Source organism: Vitiosangium sp. GDMCC 1.1324, assembly GCF_003044305.1.
Taxonomy (GTDB): Bacteria; Myxococcota; Myxococcia; order Myxococcales; family Myxococcaceae; genus Archangium.
Genome location: NZ_PZOX01000026.1, coordinates 25,469 through 44,277 on the forward strand (window position 1 = coordinate 25,469; position 18,809 = coordinate 44,277).

Here is an 18,809-nt window from a genome sequence, read left to right on the forward strand (position 1 = left end):
CCATCCCTACATTGTGCCCCGAAGGTCATCCGCGGTAGCAAATCCTTCAGATGCAAGTCATCGCCCGGAGTGATGACTTCTCCCGGGACGGTTGGGTTCCCGACACAGGGGAGGCGCGGACATGGATGCTGCCGATCTCAAGGTCTTCTCGGCCGTGGCGCGCACCGGAGGAATCGGCCGGGCGGCGCAGGAGCTCCACACCGTCCAGTCCAACGTCACCGCGCGCATCCGCCGGCTGGAGGAGGAGCTGGGCGTCACGCTGTTCGACCGGCACAGCCGCGGCGTGAGCCTCACCAGCGCGGGGCAGCGGCTGCTCCCCTACGCCACCCAGGCAGAGCAGTTGATGACCGAGGCCCGCCGCGCCGTGGAAGACGGCCCTGAGCCGCATGGCTCCTTGAGTCTGGGTTCCCTGGAGACGACCGCCGCCATCCGCCTCACGCCCATCCTCGTCGACTACGCCCGGGAGTGTCCCCATGTGGATGTCTCCCTTCGGACGGGCACCACCCAGAGCCTCATCTCCGATGTGCTGGAGCATCGGCTGGAGGGGGCCTTCGTCGCGGGGCCCGTGCGCCATCCGGAGATCACCGAGGAGCCCGTGGTGACCGAGGAGTTGGTGCTCGTGACGGCTCCCACCGTGCGCCTCGAGGACCTGCCAGGCCAGGGCGGCGCCCTCAAGGTCCTGGTCTTTCGCACCGGCTGCTCCTACCGACAGCACCTCGAGCAGTTCCTCGCCGCACGCGGGCTCAAGGCGTTCCGGACCCTCGAATTCGGCACGCTGGACGGCATCATCGGCTGCGTGAGCGCCGGCATGGGCATCACGCTCCTGCCTCGTGCCGTCGTGGAGAATGCCCGCCGCGCGGGCTCGGTCGCCGTGCACTCCCTGCCGGCCTCCCGGGCCCGCATCACCACCGTCTTCATCCGCCGGCGCGAGGGCTTCACCTCCCGCGCCCTGCTGCGCTTCATCGCCTGCGCGCGGCGCGTCCACGGCGCGCAGTGAGTCCAGGCGGCGTGAGTCGAAGGCGCTCGCCCGCTCAACCGCGCAGCAACTGCTGGTACACCTTCGGCTTCAGCTGGCGCAGCTCACAGGCGTAGCGATCCCTCCGCCCCCAGATGGCCTTGAGCAGCCCTTCCGGTGCGGCCACGTAGTAGAGCTGTTTCTTCAGGAGGACGTCATACACGCGCTTCCGCTCCTCGACGGAATCAGGCACCGGAGCGAACCGCACGAGGTACCACGCATCGTCGATCTTCCGGATGTCGTGCCACTCATCGAGCGCGCGGCCCGGGAACCTCGGCCCCCCCTGGCGCTGATTCTCTCGGGCGAGCAGCAGGCCGGTGCGCGGGCAGACGTAGAAGCACGCCCACCTGGAGACCGGACGGAGCTCGATCAATCTGCCGTAGTGGTCGACCTCGTGGATTCGACCATCGATCTCCCGGGTCTTCCGGGCCACGAAGTCATCGAGGTGCTCGAGGATGTGCTTCTTGACGGCACTGTCGAGCGAGACGTGCTCGCAGATCTCCGAATACACGTCGTCCCACGGACGGCCGATGCGCGAGCGGAGAAAGTGGCGGAGTGGGGCCAGGTTCTCGTTGAGGTACTTGTAGCCGTAGGCACGGCCCATGGCCTCGTGCCGCGGGCCATCGTCGAACCTGCGCCAGACACTCTTCAGTGTGCTCCGAGGGTAATGGCTTCCATTCCGCTTCGGCAGGCGCATCCGCGGCCGCTCGACGATGACCTTGAACATGTCCTCGCGCATCCAGGCTCTCACGGTCCGCCAGGAGCGGCGGGAGGCCGCGGGCGGAGGTTCGCGGCCAGCGACGCACGCGCACCCGGAACCTGACCAGGGGCAGAAGCGAAGGCGCTACGGAGGAGTGCCTCTCCCAGAAAGCGGGGAGGAGGCGCGCGCGAGGGAGGTCAACAGTGAGCCCATCTCGCCGGGCGTGAGGACCTGACACGCCGCCCCGAGCGCCCTCGCCGCCCCCGGCATCCCGTCCACCACGCAGCTCGAGCCTTCCTGCGCCACCGTCAGCGCTCCCGCCTGACGCATCGCCAGCAGCCCTCGCGCTCCGTCCTCTCCCATCCCCGTCAGCAACAGCCCCACCGCCCTCGCCCCATGGAAGCCCGCCACGCTCTCGAACAGCACGTCCACCGAGGGCACCGCCACGCCCCTCGAGGGCTGCGTCTGCAACCGGCCTCCTCGCACCGTCAGATCCCTGTCCGCCGGGGACACGTATACCGCCCCGGGCTCCAGCCACTCCCCGCCCTGCGCCGCCACCGTCCGGTGGCCCGTGCCTCCCAGCCAGCGCGCGAAGCCCGGCTCGAAGCCCCGGACGATGTGCTGCGCCACCACCACCGGAAACGGCGCGGGCACTGGCAACGCTCGCAGCAGCTCGTACACCAGCGGCGGCGCTCCCGTGGAGCCTCCGATCGCCAGCAGCGAGCACGGTCTCGCATCCACCACCGGCGCCGCCACGGGCGACGACAGCACGGGCTGCACCACGGGCACCCGCAACGACGTCCGCCTCCGGCCCACCACCCGCGCATGCGCCATCACCCGCACCGTGCGCAGCAGCCGCTCGCGGAACTCCTTCACCGCCTCCAGCCCGCCCGCCGTCGGCTTGGCCAGCACGTCCACCGCTCCCGCCCTCAACGACTCGAAGGTCCGGTCCCGGCCCGGCGTGTCCAGCTGCCCGCTCAGCACCACGATGGGACATGGCGCCGTGGACATGATCTCCGTGATGGCATCCACCCCGTCCATGCCCCCGGGCAGGACCAGGTCCATCAGCACCAGTTGGGGATTCCAACGCTGCACCGCCGCCACCGCCTCGCGGCCATTGCCCACGGGCGGCAGCAGCTCGATGTCCGGCTCACGGCGCAGAATCTGCTCGAGGAAGGCGACAACCGAGCGCGAGTCCTCAACCAGCAGCAGCTTCAACGGTGCGGCCTCCCCTACCCGTCAACTCTCGCAAGCGGCCCAGGACGGAGGCCCGTTCGTACCCACCCTTTACCATGGAGTCCGAAATGTTATCAGGATGGCGTGCGTCCGGGGCCCCTCCCGCGCCCGCCCCTCCCCCGCTTCACCGCTTGCCGGAGGTCCTGCCGGAGCCCTTCTTCAGCCGGGCCGTCACCTTCACCAGCGCATTGTGAGGGCAGAGCGTGGTGTGCTTCGCCTTCTCGTAGCCTCGCAGGGAGAACTCGACGAGCACCGGCGTGCCCGGAATGCAGTCCAGCCCCACCGAGACGGGGGTCTCCCCCTGGTCATGTCCGTCCACCAGGACATTGGCCCCGGACGGCTCCGACTCGGCCATCAGGATGGCCCCGTCGAAGTCGGCGCGCTCCTCACGCGTCACCGTGTTGCGCGAGGGCTCCGGGGGAGCGGCGGTGCTCCCCGTGCCGCGCTCCGGCGCCTCGGCGGGCGTGTCCCGCGCCACGGGCCTGGCCGGCTCCTCCGCCTGAGGGGAAGAGGCGAAGGTGGGCATGAGCGTGACCATCCGCGGCTTCAAGGACAGCTCGTTGAGCACCAGGGGACGGACGAACAGCCCGACCGCCACCAGCGCGCACAGGGCCGAGGCCAGCTTCAGGCCCGCGGCCACCCACTCGTTCCAGGAGATGGCTCGGGCGGGTGCCACGGGCGCCAGGGGCCGTGGCGGGCCCCCATCCGAGGCACGCGCCTCTCCCACATGACCGGGCGTGGACCGCTCCCGCGCCTGCGGTGCGTTGCCGCTCACGACTCCACCTCCAGCGAGGTCCCGGACTCAGCCGACCACACGGAAGACCTCCTTCAATGTCGTGGTCCCGGCATTCACGCGCTCCAGGCCCGCGGCGAGCAGCGGCACCATGCCCTCCTGCACCCCGACGTCCTGCGTGCGCGACGTGGGCACCTTGGTGGTGATGCACTCGCGGATGGCGGGGCTGACGCGCAGCACCTCATAGAGGGCGGCACGCCCGAGGTAGCCGGAGCCGGCACACCGCGGACAACCCGCCGGCGCGAAGAACGGCCCCGCGGTGGACAGCCCCGAGGCCTCCAGCCGGGCCAGCTCGTCGATTTCGGGGCTGGTGGGGACGCGGCAATGCGGGCACAGCGCGCGCACGAGCCGCTGCGAGATGCTCGCCACCGACGCGGACGCGAGCAGGAAGGGCTCCACCCCCATCTCGATGAGCCGGTTGAAGACGCCCGCCGACGAGCTCGCGTGCACCGTGGTGAGCAGCAGGTGTCCGCTGAGGCCGGCCTGGATGGCGGTGCGCGCCGTCTCCGCGTCCCGGATTTCGCCCACCATGATGACGTTGGGGTCCTGGCGCAGCACTGAGCGCAGCCCCTGGGCGAAGGTGAAGCCCTGCTCGGCGTTCACCTGCGTCTGGGAGAAGAGCGGCACGTCGTACTCCACCGGATCCTCGATGGTGGCGATGCGCGTGAGCTCCCCGCGCGTCTCCTTGATGTAGCCGAGCGAGGCGTACAGCGTCGTCGTCTTGCCGGCACCGGTGGCGCCCGCCACGAAGATGACGCCCTGGGGCGAGTCCAGCAGGCGCTGGTAGTACGGGAGCAGACCCTGCGGGAAGCCCAGCCGGCCCAGCTCCGGCAGCCGCACGGTGCTGCGGGCGATGCGCAGCGCCACGGACTCGCCGTGGTTGGTGGGCAGCAACGACAGGCGGATGTCCGCCGGCCCCTCCGCGGTGCTGATGGCGAAGTGGCCATCCTGGGGCCGATCCGAGCGGAAGAGCACCACCTTGGCCAGCACCTTGAGGCGGTTGATGAGGCGCGGGTGGTGCTCGCGCGGCATCATCATCACTTCCTCGAGCACGCCGTGGACGCGGAACGCGATGCGCGTGCCCGTCTCCAGCGGGTGCATGTGCACGTCGCTGGCGCCCACGCGGATGGCTCCATCCAGCAGGATGTCCACGAAGGCGATCATGTCCGGCTCGGTGCGCTGGATGTAGCCGCGCAGCACCTGCTGCAGCTCGACGAGCATCTCCCGCACCGCGAGCGCCACGTCCGCGTCCACCACCGCCAGGGGCGACAGCGACGGCCGCTGCGCGAAGGACTGGCGCGAGCGACGCACCCGGGACTCCGCCCAGGCCCCTCCCGCTCCCAACGCCAGGCACAGTCCCACACAGCCCAGGAAGGCCGGCGTGACGGCCATTCCGACAAAGCGCATCCCGAGCCGGCGCGCGGTGTCCACGTCCTGGAGGGGATTCTGGTACAGCCACACGCCAATGCTCCCCACGAGCACCAGCAGGGCCAGCACCCACGTCACCTGGGCGGCTCTTCGGAGAGGCTGAATCATTCGGTGGCCCCGAAGCTTACAGGCGGGTGCTTCCACCTCCAAACAACGGACACCCCACGTGCGGGTGGGGTCTCCCGCGCTTCCTGGAGATGCGTATTTCCACGGAGGCTCGCCGGCGAACCTCCTCGGCCCTCGCACAGATGCATCTTGCGAGCAGTGCAGAATTACCCCCATATGTCCGGGCGCGTCGGACGTTCTGTGGCCGGGCTACGTCCGCCCCTCACTCCTGGAGCCTGTCTTCTTGGCCCACCGTCTCCTTCCGCTTCTCTGTGTGCTCCTCGCGCCCGGCATGGCCGCGGCGCAGACCTCGCGACCCCTGCCGACCTTCGACCTCCAACGCCTGCAGCTCGAGCCGTCCGGGCTGGGCTCGCTGGTGGTGGGCACCGGCCGGACGCTGGACCCGGGCGTCGTCCGGGTGTCCGCGCAGGTCCACTACGAGCACCTGGCCCTCAACTTCGCGCGCTCGTGGGACCCGGGGCTCAACGTGTTCAGCCTGGTGTCGAGCAAGCTCTCCGGCCACGTCACCGCCGCGGTCGGCGTGCTGCCCTGGCTCCAGGTCGGAGCGCAGCTGCCCTACATCATCACCCAGCGCGGCGACAAGTTCCTGGACACGCCTCCACCCGATGGGCATGGCCTGGGCTCGCCGTGGGTGTCGGTCCGCGCGGCGCCGCTGCAGGTGAAGAACGGGGCGCCGCTGAACGTCGCCGCGGAGCTGTCGGCCGCGCTGCCCGTGGGCCGGTCGGAGATTCTCGGGCGGGACACGTACGCGGTGAACCCCAAGTTGCAGGCGGGCATCCAGGGCGAGGGCTACCAGGTGGGCGCCGAGGTGGGAGCCCTGCTGCGCCCGCGCCATGACCTGTCCCCCTTGTCGGGACGCGAGAAGGACGTGGTGGGCAACGAGCTGCGCCTGGGCGCCACCGTCACCTCGCGCGGGGAGACCAGCACCTCCACCCGGCCCGAGCTGAGCGTACTGCTCAACCTGCCGCTGCAAGGCGGCCGGCCCAGCGGCGAGGTGCTGGTGGGCGTGCGCAAGCACACCGTGAAGGGGCTGGATCTGTACTTCCTGGGAGGCCCCGGCCTGGGCACCGCCGTCGACACGCCCAGCGTCCGGCTGCTGGTGGGCGCCTCCTTCGTCACCGGCGAGGCGGACTGATCCCCGCCCCTGGCGGGCACGGACCCACGAAACGAGCAGACAAGCCGCACCTCTCCCGCACACCGGGCAGGCCTGAAGGGTGTCTCACGGCGTGGCTACCTTCTCCTGGAGCCCTCCCCGGAGGCGGAGATGACCACGCCCCATCCCAACCTCGACTCCATCCGCGATGCGATGGAGCACCATCCGAACATCCACCTCACGCCCCGCCCGGTGCGCATGTCGCTCGACACGGGGGACGTGCTCGTCCTCGAGGGCGAGGTCGAGGACGTGGCCTCGAAGAAGTTGCTGCTCGAGGTGGCCGCCGCCACCCCGGGCCTGTCCGGCATCGTGGACCGGCTGCACGTGGCTCCCGCAAGGCCCATGAGCGACGCCGAAGTCCGCCAGCACGTGGTGGACACGCTCCTGGACGAGCCCGCCCTGCGCGACTGCGGCGTCCGCGTGCGCGACGGCGGACAGGTGCGCGTGCTGCGGCCCACCGCCCCGGGCGTGCGCGGCTGCCTCGAGGTGCGCGTGGCCGAGGGCATCGTGACGCTGGACGGCGACATCAACAGCCTCGCGGCCAAACGGCTGGCCGGTGTGCTCGCCTGGTGGGTGCCCGGCACGCGCGACGTGGTGAACGGGCTCGGCGTGGAGCCTCCCGAGCGCGACAACGCCGAAGAGCTCGCCGAGGCCGTGCACGTCGTGCTGGAGAAGGACCCGTTCATCGACGCCGCGGAGATCGCCGTGGACACCTGGGGCCGCACCGTCACCCTGCGCGGGATCGTCCACGCCGAGGAGCAGCGCCGCATGGCGGAGAACGACGCCTGGTTCGTCTTCGGCGTGGATAAGGTGGAGAACCAGCTCACCGTTCTCACCCCCTGAGGGGGCGCACCTCCACCCGCGGTGATGGCCTCTCGGAGTATTCCAGGGTTACAGTGCTTGACCCCCCGAGTGGGCCCACCAAGGGTCCTCGCAGCACGGGCACCCCTTAAGGAAGACACGTTGATGAGCCGTCACCCCCTGCGCACCTGGACGCTGGCGGGAGCCCTCGTGGGCGCCCTGGGCCTGTCCTGCACCCCCGAGGAGCCGTTCCCCAACCTCGACGAGCTCGAGCTGCTCCAGAGCCTGCACACCCCCACGCACGCGCCCCCGAAGGACCCGACCAACAAGTACGGGGACAACCCGGCGGCGGCGGCGCTGGGCCTCAAGCTCTTCAAGGACCCGGGCCTGTCCAGCTGCGGCAACATCTCCTGCCAGAGCTGCCATGACGGCGAGGGCCGCACGGTCGACACGCCGAAAGCGACGGGCTGTGGCGACCAGCTCACCGGGCGCAATCCGCCCTCGGTGATCAACTCGGGCTACAGCACCTGGTTCATGTGGGACGGGCGCGCGGACCGGCTGTGGAACCAGGCCCTGTTGCCCCTGCTGAGCCCCGTGGAGATGGCCTCCAGCCCCGCCATCCTGCGCGCCCGCCTGGACGCGGCGTACAAGGAGGACTACCGGGCCCTCTTCGGCAAGGCCCCCCTGGACGAGACGGACGACAACCAGTTGCTGGCCAACTTCGGCAAGGTGATCGCCGCGTACGAGCGCACGCTCAACCGCACCGAAGCGCCCTTCGACCAGGACGTCATCCGCTTCCTGGCCGCGGTGGACGCCGGCAAGGCCGAGGACGACCCTGCCTACCTCGGGCTGAAGACGTTCGTGCGCAAGGGCCAGTGCTCCGCGTGCCACAAGGGGCCCATGCTGAGCGATGACCAGTTCCACAACATCGGCGTGAAGGACCTGAGCGACAACCACCGCGGCGTGGCGGCGGCGGCCACCCCGATGCTCGACTGGCCCTTCAACTCGGCGGGGCCGTACAGCGACGCGCCCTCGGGGACCGAGTCGGCACGGCTCCAGCGGCTGAGCAACGACTTGAAGGAGAAGGCCGCGGAGCTGGAGGGCGCCTACAAGACGCCCACGCTGCGCAACATCGAGCTGACGGCGCCGTACATGCACACCGGAGAGCTCAAGACGCTCGAGGACGTCATCGAGCTGTACAACAAGGGCGGCGAGCCCGCGGGCAACTACGCGGGCCACGTGTCGGAGACCATCAAGAAGCTGGACCTCTCCGACGAGGAGAAGAAGGCCCTGGTGAAGCTGCTCAAGTCGATGACGGGGGCCGCGAAGTAGGGGCGGAGGCAGGGCTCCCGTCCCCGCCCCTCCATGTGGCTCCCGACGCGACTAATGCGCGGCGGGGCCACCTTCCGCCTGCTTCGGCTGGGCCGGCGCCGGCTTCACGTCCGTGTTCTGGCCGGAGATGATCTGCCACTTGCCGCCCGTCCGCTTCGCCACGTACCGCATGCGGGTGCGCAACAGGCCCGGCTCGGTGGGCTGCACACCAGGGGGCAACCCCGTGAAGCCCGTCACCGCGTGCTCGGTGTCCACCACGGCCACGCCGGGCTCGAGGAAGCGGATCTTCCGCACCGTCACCTCGGTCCGGCTGTCCTTGAAGACGCTGGCGAAGATGGCGGCGTGCCGCGCCTCGATTTCGGCCCGGCCCGTGAAGACCATCCCCACGATGTTGATGAAATCGGCATCCAGAGCGAAGTCCTTGCTCCAGGCCGCCGCGTCGTGACGGTTCCAGGCCTCGGTCTGCTCGGCCACGAGCTGGCGCAGGACGGCCTCGTCCCGGGCTTGTCCCTTGGCCGCATCGGCATGGGCGGGAGAGGCAACGCAGAACGTCAGGGCCATGGCCGTGGCGGCCGCGATTCGGACAACAGTGTTCATGGTCTGCTCCTCGAGAATGGAGTGAGGCCGCTGTTGCACATGCCGCGCCAGTCGCGCGAGATCGCGGGGCTCCCATCTGGCGCGCATCCAGCGCAAGGCGCGCAGTGCCCGCTGACGTGTCGGAGGACGCGTCAGTCTCGCTCGAGAACATGTCAGCGAACCGGGCCCGGTACCTACCACGGGGCTCCGACGCCGAGCGACGACGAATGGAGCGAGACGGCAACCTCGGGATGACCCTGGCGCCTCATCCTACCCCTGCCGGGGCTCCGCCGTCCGAGGCGCATCCACTCCGGCCCGAGGCGCCTGGATGAGCGGCCAGGCGCGCTTGAGGGTGACGGCGGCGGAAGCGGCGATGGCCGCCTTCACACAATCCCCGGGGACGAAGGCGAGCGAGCCGAGCGCGGCCTTCGCGAGCGGCAGCTTCGCGGACACGGCGAGCCAGGGAATCCCCACCGCGTAGAGGACGCCAATGCCCCCGAGCACGTTGATGGCGAAGGCGAGCGGCACGGAGAGCCGCGTCCAGGCGCGCTCGGTGAGCCAGCCGACGACGAAGGCCCCGGGCAGGAAGCCCACGAAGAAGCCGCCCGTGGGTCCGGCGTAGACGCCAAGCCCGCCATTGCCTCCGGCGAGCAGCGGCAGCCCCGCGGCCACGAGCAGGTGGAAGAGCAACAGGGACAGACCGGCCTTGCGCGCTCCGAGCGTGGAGCCGGCGAGCATCACGCCCAGCGTCTGAGCGGTGATGGGCACGGGGATGAAGGGCAGCGCGAGGGGCGGCAGCAGCCCGAGCACGGCGACGATGGCGGCGAACAGGGCGACATGGACGAGGTCGCGGGTCTTCACGAGGGCTCCTCGGAGTCGAAGCAGCGCGCGTCGATGGCATCGGCGAGCGTGTCGGCGGTACGGAGTGTCTTGACGAGCAGCGGAACGAGCACGGCGAAGGGATTCCGGTCGAGCCCGCGCACGCGCTGGGCCTCCTGGATTTCACGCACCCACGTGGCCAGGAGGGGGATGAAGCGCAGGGTGAGGGAGAGCAGCAGGCCCAGGCGCGTGGGGTTGAGCCCGAAGCGAGCCAGGGGACGCAGGACGCGCTCCAGGGTGTCGAGCATGTCCGAGGCGCGCGTGGTGAGGGAGACGAGCGTGGCGAGCAGCAGCAGGACGACGAGCCGCAGCACGGCCTCCAACGCGGGCACCCAACCGGACAGCAGCACGTGCACCGCGAACAGCGGGACGAGCACGAAGGCGGAGAAGCGGAGGACGGGAGCCACCTCGCGCGGACGCAGGCGCGCGAGCACATAGAGACCGAGCGTGCCCCCCAGCGCGGCGGAGACGACGGGCAGCGAGGGGAAGAGCAACAGCCCGGTGCCCGCCGCGAGCAGTCCGAGCATCTTGGCGCCCGCGGGGACGGCGTGGACGAGCGAGTCGCGGTGGAGGTAGAGGCCGAGGCTCACGCCATCATCCGGACGTAGGAGTCGAGCGCGACGGAGGGGACGTCATCCAGGACGACGCGGCCCTCGTCGAAGACGAGCACGCGGTCGAAGTCGCGCAGCAGGTCCAGGTCGTGCGAGACGACGATGGCCGTCTGGGGCATGTCGTGGATGGCCTGGGTGAGCCGGCGCTTGTTGCGCAGGTCGAGGAGCGTGGTGGGCTCGTCGAAGACGACGTAATGCGGCTCCATGACGAGCACGGAGGAGAGCGCGAGCAGTTGCTTCTGGCCCCCGCTGAGCAGGTGGGCCGGGTGGTGGCGGAAGCCCTCCAGGCCGTAGCGGCCGAGGATGGTGGTGACCCGCGCGGAGATGTCGGCCGGTGGCAGCCGGAGGTTCTTGAGCCCGAAGGCGATGTCCTCCTCGACGGTGGGGAGGACGATCTGGTGGTCCGGGTTCTGGAAGACGAAGCCCACCTTGCGGCGGATGGCGCGGGCGTCCTTCCGGGTGTCGAGCCCGTCCACGAGCACCTGCCCCTGGTCCGGCACGAGCAGGCCGTTGAGCAGCCGCGCGAAGGTGCTCTTCCCGGAGCCATTGCCGCCCACCACGGCGATGCGGCGCTCGGAGAGGGTGAGGTCGAGTCCCTTGAGGACGTGGTGCTCACCGAAGTGGTGGTGGACGGCGTGGAGGCGGATCATCGCTACAGCTCGGGGGCGAGCGACTGTAGCGCCTTTTTGACTCAGTGCACGGGGATCGGCTCGGACCCGGGGACGGGCGCCACCCGGACCGCCTCGACCTTCTCCGGAGGCCTGGGGGGCAGGATGGGTGGAAGCTTGTCCGCATGCAGGCTGGTGATGAGACGCACGTCCCCCCGCCCGGTGAGGAACGTATAGGCCCAGTCGAACAACACGGCGAGCTTGTTGCGGAAGCCGATGAGGAAGGTGATGTGGATGCCCAGCCACATCGCCCAGGCGGGCTTGCCGCTCAAACGGAACCTGCCATAGAGCACGCCGATCGCGGTGCCGCGGCCGATGACGGCGAAGGAGCCCTTGTCTTTGTAGCGGAACGGCGCCATGGGCTGGCCCGCGAGCTGGCGGCGGATGTTCTTCGCCACGTGCCGGCCCATCTCCATGGCCGCCGGGGCGATGCCCGGCAGCGGCTTGCCGTCCTGCACCAGCGAGGCGAGGTCGCCAATCACGAAGACGTCCTCATGGCCGGGGATGGCCAGTGTGGGCTCCACCTTCACCCGGCCCGCTTTGTCGAGCGGAACCCCGAGCGTGCGCGCCAACGGCGAGGCGGCCACGCCCGCGCCCCAGAGCACCGTACGAGCCTGGATGCGGGTGTCACCCACATAGACGCCCTGGTCGTCCACGCCGGTGACCATGGATCCCGTGTGCACTTCCACTCCGAGCTTCTCGAGATCCTTGCGCGCCTTCAGCGAGAGCTCCTCGGGGTAGGTGCTGAGGACGCGCGGGAGACCCTCCAGCAGGAGGATGCGGGCCTTGGAGGTGTCGACGCGGCGGAAGTCCCTGGGCAGCGAGTGCCGGGTCATGTACGCGAGCGCTCCGGCCAGCTCCACACCCGTGGGACCCGCGCCGATGATGACGAAGGTGAGCCATTCGCGCTGGACCTCGGGGAGTGGCTCGCGCTCGGCGGCCTCGAAGGCCAGCAACAGGCGCTCGCGGATCTCCCTCGCGTCGTCGACCGTCTTGAGCCCAGGGGCGAACCGGGCCCACTCGGGATGGCCGAAGTACGAGTGCGTGGCCCCGGTGGCGAGCACCAGGGTGTCGTAGGGAATCTCGCCGCCGTCGCTGACGACCACCTTGCGCGCCAGGTCCACGGACCGGGCCTCGGCCAGCAGCACGAGGGTGTTCCTGCTGCGCAGCACCCCGCGGATGGGCGCGGAGATGTCGCCCGGGCTGAGGATTGCGGTGGCCACCTGATAGAGCAGCGGCTGGAACAGGTGGTGGTTGTAGCGGTCGAGCACCGTCACATCGACGGGAGCGCGCCCCAGTCTGCGCGCGGCCTGGAGGCCACCGAAGCCCCCGCCCACGATGACGACCTGATGTCTTGTGCGATTGCCCTTCATGGCGGCAAAGGTGGGGAGCCCCGGGGGAATCGACCACCGCCCGAAGGGAGCCGCCGTCCGTCGGATGGAGGCCGCATGCTCGCTCGCTCCCGGAGCGTGAATCCGAGCCCCTCCCCGTCCTTCACCTCCACCGATAGAGGCAGCCCACGACCAACGCGTAGAGCCCAGAGGCCCCGAGCAGCAGGAACTTCACCCCGGCGGCAATCGCCGCGAATTGGAGCAGGGACCCGGGCGGCTGCTGGAACTGGTCCAGCGCGCGCCAGAGCGCCAGGTCCTCGAGCGCATCGAACACCGCCGCGGCGAACGGAGCCACCGCGAGCCACGTCCCCAGCAGCGCGAGCTTCCCGGGCGCGGACCGTGCGGCCAGCAGCGTCAGCGCGAAGAAGAGGAAGGGATAGACCAGCAGATAGGGCACGTCGTAGCGCAATGACTCGCGAGCCGCCTCCCTCCCGGCCTCGCCCCAGGCCGAGAACATCTGCGTCGCCCGCTCGGTCGACCCCGCGAACTCGTAGGACACGATGGTGTAGGGCTTCAGCTCGTGGTCGATGGCCAACAGCTTCCACGCGAGCGCGGTGGTGAGGACAGCGGAGATCGCCGCGATGAGCAGGAGGACCTTCTTGCTTGGACTCGTCAGCAGCACCCTCATGGGACACGGCCTCCCCTGCTCATGCGAGACACCCTACCGCACCAGGTGGAAGGCCGTCTGCCGCTGGAGGGCCCAGCGCACCTTCCCGCTCCCGTCGACGATGACGTCCTCCTCCTGCGCCGAGCGCACCCGCTGCCCGCCCCACTCCGGCACCGGGCTCGTCGCCTGCAGCTCGATGGAGAACCACTGGTTCCCCATCACCTTGTGGTCACCGTTGCCCGGCACGCCCTCCTGACGGTCCCACAGGCCAATCATCGGCCCCGCTCCGTGCCCGTTCAGCCCGATGGGGTGCGAGTACACCGTCCCGTCGATGCCCTCGGCCTTCATCCGCTCGCGCGAGGCCTTGAGAATCTCATTGCCCGTCCGCCCCGGACGAAGCTCCTCGACCACGATGTCCTGCAGCTGGTTCGAGCGCCCCAACGCCGCCTTCAACCCCGCCGGCACATCCGTCTCGCCCTCGCGCAGCACGTAGCCCATGTGCTGCGTGTCCGTGTTCAGCCGCAGCGCCGTCACCCCGAAGTCGCAGTGCAGCACGTCACCCCGCTCGATGATGGGGTCCTCGCCCAGCTCCGCCTCCGTCTTCCCCTGCCGCTGCACCTCCACCGACGGCTGGAACCACGTCCCCAGCCCCAGGTCGTTCACCCGCTGCCTCATCCACCACACCACGTCGCTCGTGCGCGTCTTGCCCGGCGTAATCACCTGGTTGGAGAACCCCGTCTCGATGATGTTCCACGCCAGCTTCGTCAGGTCCTCGTAGAAGCGCTCCTCGTCCGCGCTCCTCCACGCGATGAGGTCCACCGCCAGACCCTCGGCCGGCTTCATCCGGGACGTCCACTCGGTCCCCAGCGCCTCCGCCATGCCCTCGTACTCGCCATGTGACAGCCCATCCGCGAAGGCGAACGTGCGCGACACGTTGATGCCGATGACCTTCGGCTTGCGCTCCTCCAACACCGCCTTCAGCACCTTCCACTGGTCCGGGCCCCACAGCTCGGCCTGCCGGGTCACCCCGCCTCCGTCCACCTGCATCTGCGCTCGCCTCGCCTCGTAGACGCCGCCCTGTGTCCCGCCGCCCAGCGCGAGCCGCTCCACGACCAGCTGCCCACCCCGGTCGTGGAAGACGTAGATGGTGCGCCGCCGCGCCGCGAACGTGGTGGGTGACACCAGCGCCGGGAAGACCGGATCCTCGTTGTACTCGCGCATCGGCACCACCCACATCTCGATGCCGTACTGGCGCATGAGCGCCGGCAGGGCCTTGTCCAGGCGCTCGCGCAACCAGGCCTGCTGCCGCGTGGCCTGCTCCCTCAGCGAGCCGAAGGGGCGCTCGGGCGCGGCGGCCTCGGGTGCGTGGGAGACGGGGGCCGTGGTGGCACAGGCGGACGTGAAGAGGAACAGGGGGACGAGGAGACGAATCCGGGTGTTCTTCATGACCGCGCAGCTTCGCACGAGCGGACCCGGCTCGCGCGCCTCCCTGCCTTCACCCGGCGTCGCGGTCCCACGCTCCGGTAGTAGCCTCCTGGACCCAACCCATCGCCCAGGAGAAACCCATGCTCAAAGTCCTCTTGCTGCTGCTCACGCAGCTTCCGTGCGCACCGAATGACTTCTCCACGGTGTGCTCCTGCAAGCAAGGCATGCTCAGTGCGTGCGAGACGCTTCGACTGAGCGAGCCGGAACAAGCGGCGGAGATCCTCTCACGGTTGGAGCAGGCCGCAGCGCTAGCCAAGGTGGTGGAGGATGTCGGCGAGAAAGCGGAGGCACTCGAGGCCGAGTCTGCCTCCGACTGTTCCGAGCCCAAGGAGTGCAAGGGACAATTGCACCACATCATCTCCAAGCCCATCGCCAAAGCTCTGGAGGACCACAAAACCCTCAAGGGCCACTACAAGGCCCGAGACCGACGCTTCGTCACCCGGGCCGTGGATAAGAAATCCCACTGTGGCTATCAGGAGTGGCACCGGAAGGTGGATGACGAGGTCATCGAATGGCTCGAGAGCAACCGTGATGCGACCCCCAAGCAGTTCGAAGATTTCCTTCGGGAGATCTACAGTCGACCCTTGATGCGTGCGAGGTTCCCTAATGGGTTCTGAACATCCAATGTCCCCCCGGTTCTTCGTCCTGAAAAAAGGCGTTCTCTGGTCGCATTACGATGCCGAGATCGACAAGGCCGAGCCTGTCAACCGAGGACAGGGAGTCGATTGCCCCCGATGCGGCGCTCCCATTGGGATGCTGCAATGGCTCGCGCCCTACCGCGCGAACCTGGAGCTGCACGGCAAGGAGTTTGGCGACTTCATCAAACCCACAGGAGACGACCTCGTCGTCTCCGAACGCTTCGCCCAGGCCTTCCGCGACGAGGGGCTCACGGGGCTCGAAGGCTTCCACCCCGTCGAGGTCCTCCGGGTGCGCAGGAAGCGGCGAGGATCCAAGCCCTCCAACGTTCCCCGCTACTTCGTCGTCACGCCCTGCTTCGGCCACGCGGCGGTGGACCTCGCGCACAGCCACATCCGAGGCGCACAGCCCCCCGCTTGCGAGGAGTGCCGCTTCACGCGGTTCAAATCCATCTACGGATTCACCCTGGAGCCCGGCACCTGGCAGGGCGAGGACATCTTCCGTCCCCGGGGGTTGTACGGTGATCTGACCGTCTCCGAGCGCTTCGCACGCTTCGTCGCGCGCCACGGGTTCACCAACATGAGGCTGACCCCCACCGAGGAGTACGTGTGGGACCCGCATGCGCCCGAGCCCCTGCCGACCACGAAGGAGGGCTCCGCCTGAGGCCGGAGCCTCTCCTCACCGCGTGGTGAAGACGAGGTCGTCCACGTCATCGAACACGCCGCCGGGACACGGCTCGGCGCTGCCCGCGTAGCGGAACACGCCCCGCACCGCCTGCAGCGAGCCCGCCGGCAACACATACGTGGCCGTCAGCACCTGAGACCCCGGCTTCGCCGGCGAGAGCGTCGTCAGGTACGTCCACGCCGGATTGCGCGCGTCCGCCGCCGAGTACAGGTCCAACCGGTTCGCCTCCGGCTCCGCGTACGCCCACACCGTGGCCTCCACCCGCACCATCTTCCCCGGCGCCAGGTTCCCACCATCCACCGTGGTCACCCGCAGCGCCTCCAGCGCCTCGTCCCGCTCGCGCGCGCCTCCCTCGCCGTCTCCGCACGTGCCCCACAGCGCGTTGGGCATGTTCGGCTCCGGGCCCAGCAGCCCCCGTCCCACCAACAGGCCGCCCGAGCTGCACCCCGCCGACACCTCGTCGCACCGGGGCGCCCGCAGCTCCGCGTCATACTCCGCGCGCTCCACGCCACAGCCCTCCGCTCCACACGCGGGCGCCACCTCGCACGGGCCGCACTCCAGCGTCCCACCGCAACCGTCCGCCACCACGCCGCACGCCTGCCCCGCCGCCTCGCACGTCAGCGGCATGCACACCCCGGGGTCATACCGCTCGCTCGTCGCCAGCGTTCCCTCCAGGTCGTTGGAGCCTCCCACCAGCAGCACCGCGCCGTCCTCCAACAACACCATCCCCGCTCCACGCCGCGCCGCCTGCAGCGTCGGCTCCGCGCTCCACGTGTCCGCCGCTGGGTCATAACTCTCCACCGACGCGAGCGCCCCCGACGTCACGTGGAAGCCTCCCGCCACCAGCACCCGCCCCTCCCCCGTCACCAGCGCCCCGTGCGCCTCGCGCGGCGTGACCGGAGCCGCCGCCAGCTTCCACTCGCCTCTCACCGGTTCGTACAGCTCCGCCGTGGCCGCCGCGCGCGACGTCGTGCCGCCCACCACCAGCACCCGCCCGTCCGGCAGCAACGTCACCGAGTGCCCCGAGCGGTGCGTCCCCGCCGCGCCTCCCACCGGGCCCGCCTTCGCCCACTGGCCACTCGCCACGTCGTACAGCTCCGCCTGCAGCCCGCTCACGAAGAGCACCTTGCCGTTGCCCAGCACCACGCCCGTCTGCGCTCCACTGCGCGCGGACGTCGGCGCTCCCGTGCGCGTCCACCGGCCCGTCGCCGGATCGAACAGCTCCGCCGAGCGCACCGGGTGCCGGTCCACGTCGAAGCCGCCCGCCACCAGCACCCGCCCGTCCGGCAGCGCCACCGCCGCCGGGTCATTGCGCGCCTCGGCCATGTCCGCCACCTGCGTCCACCGGCCCGTGCCCGGCTCGTACACCTCCGCGCTCGCCAGCGCTCCGAAGGACGCCGAGTACGTCCCTCCCGCCACCAGCACCCGCCCGTCCGTCATCCGCACCGCCGCGTGGTTGCGCCGCGCCGTGCGCATCGCGCCCGTGCTCAGCCACCCGCCCTTCTCGGCGTCGTACACCTCGCAGCTCGACAGCGAGCGGCTTCCATCATGCCCACCCGCCGCCAGCACCCGCCCGTCCGCCAGCTCCACCAGCGGCATCAGCTTGCGCGGCGTGGACAGCCCCTGCACCGCTACCTCCCGCGACAGCTCGTCCGGCGGCGGCGCCGAGCTGCACGAGAACACCAACGTAAAAAGCGCCAGCATGGCGCAGGACGTCGAAACCCTTTTCATGACCCTTCCCAATCCGTTCCGAGAGGGACGGGTCTACACGCCGGGTCTGACATCCCCGGCGCCAAGAACCCTTGTGATTCCCGAGGGTTATCGTCCTCTGTATGACAGACCTGTCAGGTTGGGCACGGCTCGTGCCGCACCCCGTCATGGGCCCGTCATGGCTCCTTCATGAGCCCGCGTGGTGCGCCTCCTTCTCCACCTCCTCCAGGTTCACCGGCTCCGCATCCATGGCCTCGTGGTGCCGCGGCGGCAGCGCACTTCCGTCGTCGTCCTCCACCTTCAGCAGGTGCGGTTGGCGCTTGAGGTACACCTCGCCATGGGGCACCAGGTGCAGCTCGCCATGGTGCACGCGGCGCACGTCCTTGTATTCCACCAGGTACTCCTCGCTGGACAGCAGACGCGGCTCCAGCTCGAAGTGCTCCTCGCCCAGCGCGCGCACGTAGCCCACCCTCCGCCCGTCCGCGTCCAGCACCACCATGCCCTCGTGTACGTCGTCCCTCGTCACCATGGCGTCCTCCTCGCGAGCCCCCAGGCCCTCCCGCACCGGGCCCCTTCCCACTGTGTGGGGAAGCTCCCGCTCCACGGCAACCGGGCGGCCCTGGAGACAGGGGATGGCTCCTCCCCCCGGCTCGCATGCGGAAACCCCCCGCTCGGGGACGTCACCGCACGCGGTGCCTAACGTTCCTCCGACACGAAAGGAGAGCTCCCCATGCTCCTGGAACTGACTGCCTTGGAGGCCCGCGAGCTCAAGGAAGTCCTCGACTCGTCCCTGCGCGAGCTGCTCGATGAGATCGCCCACGCCGATCACCGCGCCTACCGCGAGATGCTGCAGGCCCGCTACGACAGGCTCGAGCAGCTCAGCCACAAGCTGCAGGCCTCCGTGGAGAGCGAACAGGTCTACGCCTGAGCCATCTCCCGCACGCATGCCCCCGGGCTTCTCAGCGGCTGAGATGAAGC

Annotated in this window: 20 protein-coding genes; 7 read left to right on the forward strand and 13 right to left on the reverse strand. The window is 69.8% G+C overall.

Features of this window, described 5'->3' with window-relative positions; all coding sequences use genetic code 11:
* Positions 1–121: 121 nt before the first annotated feature.
* On the forward strand, positions 122–997 hold the full coding sequence (locus DAT35_RS47790) for a LysR substrate-binding domain-containing protein (protein WP_108076048.1): 876 nt from the start codon (positions 122–124) through the stop codon (positions 995–997).
* 34 nt (positions 998–1,031) lie between these two features.
* Here the strand turns inward: DAT35_RS47790 and DAT35_RS47795 are convergent, their stop codons facing one another.
* From DAT35_RS47795 to DAT35_RS47810, 4 genes are all read right to left on the reverse strand, one after another.
* Positions 1,032–1,754 (reverse strand): hypothetical protein, encoded by a 723-nt coding sequence (locus tag DAT35_RS47795; protein ID WP_108076049.1) that lies wholly within the window; start codon positions 1,752–1,754, stop codon positions 1,032–1,034.
* A gap of 105 nt (positions 1,755–1,859) precedes the next feature.
* On the reverse strand, positions 1,860–2,933 hold the full coding sequence (locus DAT35_RS47800; RefSeq protein ID WP_108076050.1) for a chemotaxis protein CheB: 1,074 nt from the start codon (positions 2,931–2,933) through the stop codon (positions 1,860–1,862).
* Positions 2,934–3,075: 142 nt separating this feature from the next.
* The gene (locus tag DAT35_RS47805; RefSeq protein ID WP_108076051.1) at positions 3,076–3,726 is read right to left on the reverse strand and encodes a PEGA domain-containing protein; all 651 of its coding nucleotides are present in this window, start codon (positions 3,724–3,726) and stop codon (positions 3,076–3,078) included.
* Positions 3,727–3,753: 27 nt separating this feature from the next.
* Entirely contained in the window at positions 3,754–5,280 is a 1,527-nt protein-coding gene (locus tag DAT35_RS47810; RefSeq protein WP_108076052.1) for a GspE/PulE family protein, read from the reverse strand.
* Positions 5,281–5,521: 241 nt separating this feature from the next.
* Here DAT35_RS47810 and DAT35_RS47815 point away from each other — a divergent pair, with 241 nt between their 5' ends.
* The 3 genes from DAT35_RS47815 (at position 5,522) to DAT35_RS47825 (ending at position 8,584) form a co-directional block, all read left to right on the forward strand.
* Positions 5,522–6,433: a flagellar motor protein MotB gene (locus DAT35_RS47815; RefSeq protein WP_233262137.1), complete on the forward strand. Its 912-nt coding sequence runs from the start codon at positions 5,522–5,524 to the stop codon at positions 6,431–6,433.
* 129 nt (positions 6,434–6,562) lie between these two features.
* Positions 6,563–7,294 carry a BON domain-containing protein gene (locus DAT35_RS47820; protein WP_108076053.1) on the forward strand — a complete coding sequence of 244 codons (732 nt, stop codon included), beginning with the start codon at positions 6,563–6,565 and terminating at the stop codon, positions 7,292–7,294.
* A 123-nt stretch (positions 7,295–7,417) separates the two neighbouring features.
* Positions 7,418–8,584: a cytochrome-c peroxidase gene (locus tag DAT35_RS47825; protein ID WP_108076054.1), complete on the forward strand. Its 1,167-nt coding sequence runs from the start codon at positions 7,418–7,420 to the stop codon at positions 8,582–8,584.
* Between the two features lie 51 nt (positions 8,585–8,635).
* On the opposite strand, the gene DAT35_RS47830 is transcribed toward DAT35_RS47825, so the two are convergent.
* The 7 genes from DAT35_RS47830 to DAT35_RS47860 all read right to left on the reverse strand — a co-directional run bounded on the left by DAT35_RS47830 (position 8,636) and on the right by DAT35_RS47860 (position 14,762).
* A complete protein-coding gene (locus DAT35_RS47830) occupies positions 8,636–9,181 on the reverse strand; it encodes an SgcJ/EcaC family oxidoreductase (RefSeq protein ID WP_369946359.1) in 546 nt (181 codons plus the stop codon).
* Positions 9,182–9,430: 249 nt separating this feature from the next.
* Positions 9,431–10,021, reverse strand: a complete 591-nt coding sequence (locus tag DAT35_RS47835; RefSeq protein WP_108076055.1) for a biotin transporter BioY — start codon at positions 10,019–10,021, stop codon at positions 9,431–9,433.
* On the reverse strand, positions 10,018–10,629 hold the full coding sequence (locus DAT35_RS47840) for an energy-coupling factor transporter transmembrane protein EcfT (protein ID WP_108076056.1): 612 nt from the start codon (positions 10,627–10,629) through the stop codon (positions 10,018–10,020). Before DAT35_RS47840 ends, DAT35_RS47835 begins: the two co-directional genes overlap by 4 nt.
* Positions 10,626–11,300 (reverse strand): energy-coupling factor ABC transporter ATP-binding protein, encoded by a 675-nt coding sequence (locus tag DAT35_RS47845; RefSeq protein ID WP_108076057.1) that lies wholly within the window; start codon positions 11,298–11,300, stop codon positions 10,626–10,628. The genes DAT35_RS47840 and DAT35_RS47845 overlap by 4 nt, the downstream gene beginning before the upstream one ends.
* 41 nt (positions 11,301–11,341) lie before the next feature.
* Positions 11,342–12,691 carry an NAD(P)/FAD-dependent oxidoreductase gene (locus DAT35_RS47850; RefSeq protein ID WP_108076058.1) on the reverse strand — a complete coding sequence of 450 codons (1,350 nt, stop codon included), beginning with the start codon at positions 12,689–12,691 and terminating at the stop codon, positions 11,342–11,344.
* Between the two features lie 121 nt (positions 12,692–12,812).
* Positions 12,813–13,337: a hypothetical protein gene (locus DAT35_RS47855; RefSeq protein WP_108076059.1), complete on the reverse strand. Its 525-nt coding sequence runs from the start codon at positions 13,335–13,337 to the stop codon at positions 12,813–12,815.
* Between the two features lie 33 nt (positions 13,338–13,370).
* Positions 13,371–14,762, reverse strand: coding sequence for a M24 family metallopeptidase (locus tag DAT35_RS47860; RefSeq protein WP_108076060.1), 1,392 nt, complete (start codon positions 14,760–14,762; stop codon positions 13,371–13,373).
* 119 nt (positions 14,763–14,881) lie between these two features.
* On the opposite strand from DAT35_RS47860, the gene DAT35_RS47865 reads away from it, so the two are divergent.
* Together DAT35_RS47865 and DAT35_RS61485 are read left to right on the forward strand one after the other, a co-directional pair.
* Positions 14,882–15,418 carry a Wall-associated protein precursor gene (locus DAT35_RS47865; protein WP_108076061.1) on the forward strand — a complete coding sequence of 179 codons (537 nt, stop codon included), beginning with the start codon at positions 14,882–14,884 and terminating at the stop codon, positions 15,416–15,418.
* Positions 15,419–15,425: 7 nt separating this feature from the next.
* Entirely contained in the window at positions 15,426–16,100 is a 675-nt protein-coding gene (locus DAT35_RS61485; RefSeq protein ID WP_233262138.1) for a hypothetical protein, read from the forward strand.
* A gap of 15 nt (positions 16,101–16,115) precedes the next feature.
* On the opposite strand, the gene DAT35_RS62245 is transcribed toward DAT35_RS61485, so the two are convergent.
* Positions 16,116–17,852: a kelch repeat-containing protein gene (locus DAT35_RS62245; protein WP_199243224.1), complete on the reverse strand. Its 1,737-nt coding sequence runs from the start codon at positions 17,850–17,852 to the stop codon at positions 16,116–16,118.
* Positions 17,853–18,018: 166 nt separating this feature from the next.
* On the reverse strand, positions 18,019–18,360 hold the full coding sequence (locus DAT35_RS47880; RefSeq protein ID WP_108076185.1) for a DUF2171 domain-containing protein: 342 nt from the start codon (positions 18,358–18,360) through the stop codon (positions 18,019–18,021).
* Positions 18,361–18,561: 201 nt separating this feature from the next.
* Between DAT35_RS47880 and DAT35_RS47885 the strand changes: the two genes are divergently transcribed.
* Complete coding sequence (locus DAT35_RS47885) at positions 18,562–18,759, forward strand: hypothetical protein (RefSeq protein WP_108076062.1); 198 nt, start codon at positions 18,562–18,564, stop codon at positions 18,757–18,759.
* The last annotated feature ends 50 nt before the right edge of the window (positions 18,760–18,809 follow it).